This window comes from Candidatus Bandiella numerosa (genome assembly GCF_021811875.1).
Classification (GTDB): Bacteria; Pseudomonadota; Alphaproteobacteria; order Rickettsiales; family Midichloriaceae; genus Aquirickettsia; species Aquirickettsia numerosa_A.
Genome location: NZ_JAJBJD010000019.1, coordinates 1 through 10,068 on the forward strand (window position 1 = coordinate 1; position 10,068 = coordinate 10,068).

9 protein-coding genes and 1 tRNA gene are annotated in these 10,068 nt (G+C 31.1%); 3 read left to right on the plus strand and 7 right to left on the minus strand.

The annotated features are described in order from the left end of the window. Window positions 1-112: 112 nt before the first annotated feature. Together L8D11_RS01400 and L8D11_RS01405 are read right to left on the minus strand one after the other, a co-directional pair. On the minus strand, window positions 113-676 hold the full coding sequence (locus tag L8D11_RS01400) for a hypothetical protein (RefSeq protein WP_236869891.1): 564 nt from the start codon (window positions 674-676) through the stop codon (window positions 113-115). Between the two features lie 353 nt (window positions 677-1,029). Continuing rightward, window positions 1,030-1,119: transfer RNA gene (locus L8D11_RS01405), tRNA-Ser, on the minus strand. Window positions 1,120-1,233: 114 nt separating this feature from the next. Between L8D11_RS01405 and L8D11_RS01410 the strand changes: the two genes are divergently transcribed. Next, a complete protein-coding gene (locus tag L8D11_RS01410; protein WP_336886376.1) occupies window positions 1,234-2,181 on the plus strand; it encodes a DMT family transporter in 948 nt (315 codons plus the stop codon). A 13-nt stretch (window positions 2,182-2,194) separates the two neighbouring features. Here L8D11_RS01410 and rlmB read toward each other — a convergent pair whose 3' ends face one another. After that, on the minus strand, window positions 2,195-2,953 hold the full coding sequence (rlmB, locus tag L8D11_RS01415) for a 23S rRNA (guanosine(2251)-2'-O)-methyltransferase RlmB (protein WP_236869893.1): 759 nt from the start codon (window positions 2,951-2,953) through the stop codon (window positions 2,195-2,197). A gap of 13 nt (window positions 2,954-2,966) precedes the next feature. Beyond that, window positions 2,967-3,395: a ribonuclease HI gene (gene rnhA, locus L8D11_RS01420; RefSeq protein WP_410519499.1), complete on the minus strand. Its 429-nt coding sequence runs from the start codon at window positions 3,393-3,395 to the stop codon at window positions 2,967-2,969. A gap of 72 nt (window positions 3,396-3,467) precedes the next feature. Here rnhA and L8D11_RS01425 point away from each other — a divergent pair, with 72 nt between their 5' ends. Beyond that, complete coding sequence (locus L8D11_RS01425) at window positions 3,468-4,703, plus strand: S41 family peptidase (RefSeq protein ID WP_410519498.1); 1,236 nt, start codon at window positions 3,468-3,470, stop codon at window positions 4,701-4,703. After that, a complete protein-coding gene (locus tag L8D11_RS01430) occupies window positions 4,696-5,208 on the plus strand; it encodes a thioredoxin-like domain-containing protein (RefSeq protein ID WP_236869896.1) in 513 nt (170 codons plus the stop codon). Before L8D11_RS01425 ends, L8D11_RS01430 begins: the two co-directional genes overlap by 8 nt. 174 nt (window positions 5,209-5,382) lie before the next feature. Here L8D11_RS01430 and L8D11_RS01435 read toward each other — a convergent pair whose 3' ends face one another. The 3 genes from L8D11_RS01435 to gyrB form a co-directional block, all read right to left on the minus strand. Further along, window positions 5,383-6,618: a hypothetical protein gene (locus L8D11_RS01435; RefSeq protein WP_236869897.1), complete on the minus strand. Its 1,236-nt coding sequence runs from the start codon at window positions 6,616-6,618 to the stop codon at window positions 5,383-5,385. A gap of 289 nt (window positions 6,619-6,907) precedes the next feature. Then, on the minus strand, window positions 6,908-7,222 hold the full coding sequence (locus L8D11_RS01440) for a DMT family transporter (protein WP_236869898.1): 315 nt from the start codon (window positions 7,220-7,222) through the stop codon (window positions 6,908-6,910). A gap of 33 nt (window positions 7,223-7,255) precedes the next feature. Next, window positions 7,256-9,655 carry a DNA topoisomerase (ATP-hydrolyzing) subunit B gene (gyrB, locus tag L8D11_RS01445; RefSeq protein ID WP_236869899.1) on the minus strand — a complete coding sequence of 800 codons (2,400 nt, stop codon included), beginning with the start codon at window positions 9,653-9,655 and terminating at the stop codon, window positions 7,256-7,258. Between the last annotated feature and the right edge of the window lie 413 nt (window positions 9,656-10,068).

The following is a 10,068-nucleotide window of genomic DNA, read 5'->3' on the forward strand; positions in this document are numbered from 1 at the left end:
CTTTAAATATGTGTGGCTAAGATCAGCAAATCGGCATGCAACATGCTAATTTAGCATAATATTTTGTTAACTTTCTTGAATTCCTATTATTCTATCAGCTTTTATACCAAACTTATCGTTCTTCTTTGTATGAGTCTAATTTTTTAAATCCATTTATTGCATATCTTCCTTGCTTTGCATTTATGCAACGGCCTTTAGAATCAAATATAGAATCAAATCTTTTATCAAATATTTCATGAAATTTATGAACACACTTATGCTGCTCATCATTTTTATTCATGTGCTTTTTTATAAATTTATATGCATGATATATTGCTACATTTTCTAAAGCGCTTATATCATGGTCATTAATCTGATATTGTTTGGAGATTTTCGTTTCTAGTATATAAAACAGTATATCTTTAAATTTTTGATCTGCGCTTAAATCACATGGAAATTGCCAATAATGCATGTATGATAGGTCATTATCGCTAACTATATTTTGAAAAGCAAGCGTCTCTTTCTCTTTAGATTCCTTATCTTCAATAAATTTTGTGTGTTGAAGAACTATTTGGGCAGCTTCTAGATCTAGAGCATGTTTACTTGCGCGTAAACCTATAAATTTATTATATTTATGTGATTTAGCAATACTTTTTAATGTTTCATAAGCTTTTTCATTTATTGCTTGAGAGGCCAATTACCCCAAGGTCTCTTCACTATAACGTGAAAATAACATACTACTCAATTCAGTCATAAAAACTCCTCTTTATTTGTTAAATCTACCATTCTCCCTAAAATCATATGATAACTTTAGACTTACAATGGGGATTGTACTTAGGTATTGTGACAATTCAAGGATATTTATGTTAAGATTACGTTAAGAAATAAGGCGGTGGATCAAAAATAATTCATTAATTCAAATTCATAAAATAAAGTTTGCTTCATGTTTATTCAGAGCCGCTTTACATAACCTTTTAGGAAGAAGAGGCTTTTAGCGATAATTAAGCAATTTTTTTAAAAAATCGGCATCTTGCATTCATCATTCATATGTGGCGGAAGGAAAGGGATTCGAACCCTTGTTACTTTTAACAGTAAACACGCTTTCCAAGCGTGCGCCTTCAACCACTCGGCCACCCTTCCAAAAATATGCGTATGTTAATTTTATTGCAATATATAAAGCTTAGCTACAAAATTGTATTGACATATACTACAAATTTACAGTAATAAAAAGCTTTATATATTACTTTGTATTTTGTGATTAAATCTCTCATTTCCTTTAAACCATCTAATCACGTATCTGGTATACTCCTGATGGCGGTAAATGCGTTTTTTATGTCGCTGCTATATGTTATTGTAAAGATTCTCACAAATGACTGTAATTTTAGTTCAAACCAAGTTGGATTACTCTATAAGTTAAGCATATTGATGTTAACATTAATATCATGTCTGAAGTTAGGATTTGTCCATCATCTTAAAACAAAAAAGCTTTTTTTTCATGCTTTAAGGGGATTTTTTAGTGTCATGGGCTCACTTTGCATGTTTTATGCAGTGTCTGTTATGAATGTATTAAATGCAGCAGCAATTTCAGAATTGACACCAGTATTTATGGTTACAGCGGGGGTGTTGGTATTTAATGAAAAGTTAACAACGCCAAAAATAATTCTTTTATTGGGTAGTATAACAGGAATATTTTTTATTAAGGATTTTACTACTATAGGAAAAGATCTTAATCCAGGATATTGGTTTGCATTTTTAGCGTTGATTTTTTGGTCACTCAATAACGTAGTTATAAAAAAATTAACAAAAACAGAACATTCTCGTGCACAATTATTTTATTCCAGTTTATTTGCATCGATTTTTGCGTTTCCAATAGCATATTTTCAATATACATTTGATTTTACAAATTACTCACTTGATTTAAATATAGCAACTTGGCCTGATTTTTCTGCAAAAGCTATATTATTGATTTTATCAGCAGGCATGGCAAGTTTACTGCATAAAGTGTCTTTTTTTCGAGCGTATAAACTTGCTGATATGTCGGTAGTAGGCCCTTTTGATTATCTAAGATTACCTTTTACTGGTATTTTTGCTTATTTAATTTTAGATGAAGGTATAACTAATACTTATTCATTAATTGGATATGGCCTAATTGTATTAAGTGGAGTTTATTTTATTATGCATAAAGAAAAAAGCCCCAAATAAGCAAACGCAATATTTATTTTTTGTTACCCAGCGCATACAATTGATGCAATATAATAGCGGTTGCATTAGATACGTTCAGACTTTCTAGTTTTGGAGACATTTCGATTTTTACAGTTATATCGCTTTGCTTTAAATTTATATCTCTAACCCCCCTCCCCTCTGAGCCCATAATTAATGCAATTCTATTAAATTTGGTTACTTTTTGAATTGAGCTGGTACCATTTTGCACAACAGCAACAACCCAATATCCACTTTCCTTTAATTCGTTAAGCACTCTAGAAATATTAGTTACCTGAATATATGGCACACACTCAAATGCACCTGCTGAGGATTTTACCAAAGTTGCATTTTCCGATGGTGCATTATCTTTTGTTGTAATTACAGCATCAACGTTAAACCCAAGAGATGACCTAATAATTGCTCCTATGTTTTGTGGATCTGTTATTTGGTCTAAAAATAAAATGACACTATTTTCATTCACTGTTTTAAGCAGCCTTTCAACAGAAGTAAGTTCTAATTTTTTGACTTGTATTGCCACACCTTGGTGTACAGATTCTTGAATATCGATTTTTTCACTAATTTCTTTGTTAGTTAGGACCTCAACTTCAATATTTTTATTTTGAATAATATTTTTGTATTTATCTATAAGTTGATTTGTATTTTTAGTAACCAATATTTTATAAATTATTCTTGATACATTATTTATTGCAGAATCCACCGGATGCTTGCCATATAACCAATATATGTTACTACTTTGAATTTTTTTGCGCATTGATACTAAAAATCTAACCTAGTATAATTTTATCACTTGCTGCATTTCTTGCAAGCTCATCTACCATTTCATTATACTTATCTCCATTATGTGCTTTAACCCAGTGCCAAGAAGCATTTTGAGTTGAGTTTAACTTATCTAGTTGTTGCCAAAACTCAATATTTTTAATTTTACCATTTTTCCAATTGTTCAATTTCCAACTTTTTATCCATTCTGTTATGCCAAATTTTAAGTAATTACTATCAGTAAAAATTTGCAAGGTACTATTTTTAGTTATGCTTTCTAACGCCTTGATTGCAGCTGTTAATTCCATTTTATTATTAGTTGTATGTTGCTCAAATCCACAAATTTTCTTAATAACACTACCTTCTTTAACAAATACAGCAGCCCAACCACCAGGGCCTGGATTACCTAAACAAGAACCATCACAATATATCTTCATAAAAATGTCTAATATCTTTTTTGATTTCATGATATACTGGTGACCGTTAAAGTAAATAAATTTTTATAAAGCATGCAAACAGACTTACCTAAAAGAAATATTTTTCTTATACAATTAGCATTATTTACACTGTCAACCTTTCCGTGTTATTCACTAGAAAATGAAAAATACAAAGATATGAAAGATTTTGAAGAAGCAATTGATATTATTCAGAGCCAATATATTGATGAAGTAGAAAATAAAAAACTTATACAAAGCGCTATAAATGGAATGCTAAATTCTCTTGATCCTTATTCAACTTTTTTAAATAAGGAAGAATATGATAGCATGAAATCCAGCACAAAGGGTGAATTTGGTGGTATAGGAGTTGAAATTAATATTGTTGAGCAAGGTCTTTTAAAAGTTGTTTCCTCGTATAAAGGTTTGCCTGCATATGAAGCTGGTATTAAACCTGGTGACGTCATTGTTATGATCGATGATGAGGCAATAGGTAGTATGAGCATCGAACAAGCCTCTGATAAATTAAAGGGGGAACCTGGTAGCACAGTAAAACTAAAAATATATAGAGATTCAGGAGAGATTAAAGAATTAATTATAACGCGTGAAATTATCAAACTTATTCCCACAAAAGTTCTTTTTTATAACCAGGATAAAGTAATTTACGCAAGAATAGGTAGCTTCAATGAAAAAACTAGTCTTATACTTAAAAATGAACTGCTAAAAATAGTCAACAGCAATGCAGAAATTAAGGGTCTTATTCTAGATTTAAGAGATAATCCTGGTGGGGTTTTAGATCAAGCAGTTGAGGTTTCAAGGTTATTTTTAACCAATGGGAGAATTGTATCACTTAAAACTAAATTTAATAATGAAGCGATTATTTATGATGCTGAAGGAACTGACATAATAAAAGGATTGCCAATAGTAGTATTAATTAATAATGGCTCTGCTTCGGCCTCAGAAATTGTTGCAGGAGCGCTTCAAGATAATCAAAGAGCATTGGTTATGGGTGAAAAATCCTTTTGTAAGGGATTAGTACAAAATTTAATTCCTTTCAGTAATGGTTCTGCTATAAAGTTAACTACCGCTAAATTTCATACGCCACTTGGAAGATCAATTCAAGAAGAATGCATAATACCTAATATCGAAATAACCGCACCAACTACTGAATCTAGTGATAAAAATGAATTAAGTAGTATCAAACATCATGATTTTGGTAATTATCAAAATGATTACATACTTGAAAGAGCAGTAGATTTAGTTAAAGGTATTTATTTATATAGCGAACAAGGTCCGGAGAAAAATGAATAGATTTAGTTTTATATTATTACCAGCTATAGTGTTCATACTCTTGACATCATCATTTATTCCAAAATCTAATTGTTTGGAATTGGAAGCAACAACTGCAGAAAAAATGGACAAGTTACTAAAAAATGAAAATAAAAAATATAAATTTTTATACTTTTTTACTACTTGGTGTTATGAATGCAATGAATCTCTAGATCATATTTCACAAATACAATCTAATAGCAAATTATCAAAAAAATATGATTTTATTAATATTGCGTTAGATGATGATTTGAAAAAATTAAAAAAATATTCTAAAGAGAATAATCAGAATAAATCCAAAATATATTATTTCGGAACACAAAAAGAAACAGCACAGTTTTTTCTTATTACAAAAATCGGTTATAATAATGCAGTTCCTTATTACTGCATATTGGATAATAGTAATAACATAGTAATTGATGGGTATTTTGAACTTAGTGATATAGAAAAATATCTAGAAGGAGTTTCCAGAGTGCCGTCAAGTTAATGGAGATATGGGGGTCAATCATTTTTTGGCAGCAGCTATCACTTCTATACTTCATCCAAAATAGATTTATTTCTTTCAAGTTCTATGATTTTTTAATCTTTTATTCAATCTCATTGTTCTATTTTTGCTTTTTTATAGATACATGACGGTGCCCCCTCTTTGACACAGTTCATTTCAATATCTTGAAATTTTTCCTAATCCACTATCCGTACCCAATCTTTCCACATGAGATTGCCCTCTTTCGACTGACTGCTTACTTTTGGCTGCACTAATTTCATCATTAACTACTATCTTGTTCGTAACTCTTTCCAACTCGAATTTTTCTCCCATACATCTATCATAATAAAATTCCTCAAGCTTTTTATGATTATCCGCATTATGATGCACCAGCGGAGCGAAAATCTCTCTACTTCTATCATATGAAAAACTACCCATAAATGCCTTTTTAATATAATAATTTAACCCATGAATTTTTAAATCATCAGCTTTACTAAGCTCAACTCTCGGTATATTTTTAACACTTTCTAATTCCTGATTAAATTGCAATTTTACTTGTTCAGGATTATCAAGAGTAATTTCGCCCTGTGCAATTTTATTTTGTATATTTTTTATGGCTATTATTTCATTTTCAGTATTAATTATCATGCCCTTTAAAAAATCTAATCCTCCTCCCTGTGGATAATCCACCTCTAAACCTCCCCTTTTAAGCAAAACTTTATTAGCTTGCACCACTTCATACATTTCCTCTCTTTGTTTGCTAAAAGATTTTTGCTCATTTATAGCTGATACACCACCTACCATCATGCAAAATATACCAGCACTAATTGAAATTATATTACCAGTCATAACATTACCAATCAGCGGTATCAATGCTTCTGGAAAATGTTGCAATACATTTTTTATTTTTAATGTTTTATCCTCCCCATCCAATATTTCTCTCTTTTGCCATACCTCACCTAAAATTTTCTTCAATTCTGGAGATTGATCTAGAACTTCCAACTTTTCCTTATGTAATTCCATTATTTTTTCTAAAGCTTTTGCCTCCTTCTGTTGTACCCTTAAATCTTTTAAATTTTTACCATCAATTACCACACCTATTCCCAAACATAAAACTGAAATACTAACTGATACAGCTATTGCAATAGGGCCAAATGGGCTAAAAGCCAACATAGCAATGGAAAATAGAGTTATAATTTTTAATGTAGATGGACCAAAAAACAAGTCGAGTGCGCCCCATAAAAACGCTTTTGTCCTATTCCAAAAGCGCTTTTTTGCTTCTTCTTCACTTTTATCCTTGTGCTTAACTCCTTTTTTATCTTCAACATCTTTGTCATAATCATAAAGAGCCCCATATACCTTTATTACAATATTACTTAGGGCCACACTTATATCCTTAATTGGTTGCAACATAATTTATCTAATTTTAATATTCACAAAACATTCACTTAAGTTTACACTCATTCATATTCATAATTACATCCTAATCAATTAATTAAAATTAATCAAATTCATATATAAAACAATGATATAATTTTTACAACCGCCCCATTATTTCAACTTCGTATTGGTATCAAAAATTACCAGAATTGCTAATTTATTAATAAAAAACTTAACATAATCTAACATAAGTGGGAGATAGGAAGAAAATAAAAATCCTAATACTTTAAAATTTTGCCTTTAGTTTAATGTTTTAAAATTTTTAAAACATTTTTAGGCCTACCATTGCAATAATTATTAAAGCCATAAAAAACAATCTTAGAGGCGTTGTGGGTTCATTAAAAAACATGATACCAACCATCACAGCACCAATACCGCCAATTCCACTCCAAATTAAATATGCGGTGCCAATTGGTATTTTTGCTAGGGATTTAGATAAAAAATAAAAACTAAATACGCTAGATATCATAAAAACAACTATCCATATAGTTTTTGTAAAGTTCTCTGATAATTTTAGCGCTATAGCAAATACTATCTCAAAAACCCCCGCTAAAACAAGGTATATCCACGCTATCATAATTATACATCCATAAATATTAGAATCAGTTAATTAGTAATCCAGATTGGAAACTTTTAAAGCGTTGCTTTTTATAAAGTCCCTTCTTGGCTCAACTACATCTCCCATTAAAGTTGAAAACACCTCTTCTGCATCACTGGCATCATTTACCCTGACCTGTAGTAAAGTTCTATTACTTTGGTCAAGTGTAGTTTCCCATAACTGCTCAGGATTCATCTCGCCCAATCCTTTAAATCTTTGAATATAGAGCCCTTTCTTAGCATAGCTAAAAAGTGTATCAACTAAATCAATGATGGTAGAATTTATTTTTACAATTTCATCTTTGTATATAAATTCTCCTTTTTGCTTAAATTCGTTTAGTGTTGAAACTAAATCAACTATTATATCCTTATTTTTCTCTGAAAAGAGATTTTTGCTTACTTCATATACTTCTTTGACACTTTTTTCTAATTTACTAATTTGAATCCCTAATTCAGTTTTTGTAATTTCCCATTTTATAGCACTTTCTTTAAATAATTTGTTGAGTTTGATAACAAGTTCATCTGCTCTAAATGCAATATCTAAATCATTATTTTTGTTAAAAAATCCTAAAAATAAAAGCTCTTCTATGATATAATCAGGGATTTGGTTGCTACAATTCCTAATGATATTTGAAAACTTAATTAGTTTATCTAGTAATTTAGTCACACCATCTTCATTCAATTGTTCTGCGTCATATTTAACAATGCTATTTTTGACAATAATTTGCTTAAGATAATTATGAAGAGCTGCTTCATCCTTTAAATAAGTATCAGATTGTCCTCTTTTTACCTTATATAAAGGAGGTTGCGCTATATATAGATACCCTTTTTCAATTAAGGCTGGCATGTACCTGAAGAAAAAAGTTAAAAGCAGAGTTCTGATATGCGCTCCATCAACATCAGCATCAGTCATGATGATAATTTTATGGTAACGAATTTTTGTAAGGTCAAATTCTTTATCTTCAAGACTCACTCCTAAGGCAGTGATTAAAGTTCCAATTTCTGCGGAATTAAGCATTTTATCGAACCTTGCTCTTTCAACATTAAGTATTTTACCTTTCAGCGGCAATATTGCTTGAGTTTTTCTATCACGTCCTTGCTTTGCAGAACCTCCAGCCGAATCTCCCTCAACCAAAAACAGCTCCGATTTAGCAGGGTCTTTCTCTTGGCAATTAGCTAATTTACCTGGAAGTGTTGATATATGATGACCAATTTGCTTTCTGGATAAATCTCTCGCCTTTCTAGCAGCTTCCCTTGCAACAGCAGATTCAACCATTCTACCAATAATTACCTTGGCATCCTTAGGATTCATTTCAAGCCACTTAGAAAATTCTTCTGAAACAATCGATTCCACCACTGTACGAACTTCAGCACTTATCAATTTATCCTTCGTTTGAGAAGAAAATTTTGGATCAGGAACACGAACTGAAACGATCGACGTTAATCCCTCCCTCATATCTTCTGGGGAAATTTTGATTTTTTGCTTTTTTTGCAATTGATTTGTTTCTATGTAGTTATTAATAACCCTTGTTAGCGCCCCTCTAAAACCAGTTAAGTGTGCACCACCATCTTTTTGACGAATATTATTGGTAAATGTTAAAGTGTTTTCATGGTAACTGTTATTCCACTGAAACGCCACATCAGTGACTATATCATTTAACTCTCCTGTAATCCTGATGGTTTTATTAATCGCGTGTTTTGCTCTATCAAGGTATTTAACAAAGTTTAAAATTCCTCCTTCAAAGTGCAAATTTGCTAACTTTTCCTCTTCACCTCTTTTATCATATAACTCTATCGAAATTTCTGGGTTTAAAAACGCCAATTCTTTATATCTATGCTCAAGGGTGGCGAAATTAAAATCTATATGAGAAAACGTTTTATCTGATGGAAAAAATCTAACTTGCGTACCTCTTTTGCTAGGGTCAGGACTCTCTTTTGATTCTAATTCTCTAACCTTATGCCCGTGCTCAAAACGCATTGAAAATTCTTTCCCTTCTCTCCAAATTGTTAACTCTAACCATTCTGAAAGTGCATTTACTACAGAAACACCAACTCCATGCAAACCACCGGAAATTTTGTAGGAATTATCATCAAATTTTCCACCTGCATGCAACTGTGTCATAATCAATTCTGCAGCTGAAATCCCTTCACCTTTATGTATATCGGTTGGAATTCCTCTACCATTATCAATAACTGTAACTGAACCGTCTGAATTAAGTATTATTATAACTTTGTCGCAATAACCTGCTAACGCTTCATCTATTGAGTTATCAGTTACCTCATATATCATATGATGCAATCCAGAACCATCTTCAGTATCGCCAATATACATTCCTGGACGCTTTTTAACAGCCTCAAGCCCTTTTAAAACTTTTATCGAATCCGCTCCGTAATTTTGACTTTCGTTTGACATTTATATGGAAATAAAATTTTATGTGCCATGATAGCACAAAATTAAGGTTTAATCAAAACATCTGTTAACCACCACGCTCTATTATTTAGTAATTTTATTAATAAACATTTCTATTACAGAATTTCATAAATTAAGCATCAACTAATTCAGGGAACATAACATCCTCCTGACTTCATGCACTTTTTCGCTAGACAGCGCAATATTCCTGGGGTTTATTTTTTTCTAGGCACTACCACTTAAGTTTTTTTGTTAATTTAAATTTAGATTTTTAGAGTTGCTCTATACTAATTCAAATGGTGAATTAGTAATATTTATACCAAGGACTTTATATATCTTCCTGACTTCTTCAGTGATGACTGAAGGAATGCAGTATTTTTTATCAGTAGAAATATCTTTTAGTATACTTGCTTGAA

Coding starts and splice junctions, on each gene's coding strand:
- L8D11_RS01435 (WP_236869897.1), bottom strand. CDS start 6,618: ATGTTGCAACCAATTAAGGATATAAGTGTGGCCCTAAGTAATATTGTA.
- gyrB (WP_236869899.1), bottom strand. CDS start 9,655: ATGTCAAACGAAAGTCAAAATTACGGAGCGGATTCGATAAAAGTTTTA.
- L8D11_RS01425 (WP_410519498.1), top strand. CDS start 3,468: ATGCAAACAGACTTACCTAAAAGAAATATTTTTCTTATACAATTAGCA.
- rlmB (WP_236869893.1), bottom strand. CDS start 2,953: ATGCGCAAAAAAATTCAAAGTAGTAACATATATTGGTTATATGGCAAG.
- rnhA (WP_410519499.1), bottom strand. CDS start 3,395: ATGAAGATATATTGTGATGGTTCTTGTTTAGGTAATCCAGGCCCTGGT.
- L8D11_RS01430 (WP_236869896.1), top strand. CDS start 4,696: ATGAATAGATTTAGTTTTATATTATTACCAGCTATAGTGTTCATACTC.
- L8D11_RS01440 (WP_236869898.1), bottom strand. CDS start 7,222: ATGATAGCGTGGATATACCTTGTTTTAGCGGGGGTTTTTGAGATAGTA.